Raw genomic sequence first — 606 nt, forward strand, 5'->3', positions numbered from 1 at the left:
GTTTTTCCGGAGTCAGTCCGGTCTGTGGTTTATGCGATGTGATTATGAATGGTGCAGTTGTGAGCCGTTTTCAGGCAATCGCAGGGCCAGTACCTCGTCAGTCAGCTGACGGTAAATCTGCTGTTCAGTCTCACGCATCACCTGTGCACCGGCTTCCCTCTCCGCATCCGCATCACCGCTCAGACCTGATGCTTTCAGCCGGTCAGCCACCCTCTGAGGGTACTCATTCTCCAGCATCTCATATTTCTGCTCTTCTGCCTGCGCCCAGCGGTCAGCTTCCGTACGCTTCAGTACAGCATGCCATGGTCCCCAGAGGGAGAACCAGTCCGTAAATTCATTCTCTTCACGGCTTCTGACCATGGCTTCGGCAGTGCGGAGGTCATTTGCTGTCACTCCCGACACGCCATAGAAACGCATTTCCTTCACGGCAGTGGAGAGCTGAAGTTTCTCTGCGAGCATGGTCTGGAAGGCCAGGTAGACTTCTATCTCATCCACAAAATGGAGAGTTCTGACTTTATCCCGGGCAATATCCTCCAGAATTTCGAGGCGGAACATTTCCCTGCCCAGGGAGAGCAGAGCGCCGGTATCATTATCGAAAAGGCCTTC

Annotated in this window: 1 pseudogene; it reads right to left on the reverse strand. The window is 53.8% G+C overall.

Features of this window, described 5'->3' with window-relative positions:
* Window positions 1-42 precede the first annotated feature (42 nt).
* Window positions 43-606 (reverse strand): annotated as a pseudogene (gene ipaH9.8, locus ABZJ92_RS22170) (T3SS effector E3 ubiquitin-protein ligase IpaH9.8); the annotation flags it as partial.

This window comes from Shigella sp. FJ200513, assembly GCF_040495915.1.
Classification (GTDB): Bacteria; Pseudomonadota; Gammaproteobacteria; order Enterobacterales; family Enterobacteriaceae; genus ECMA0423.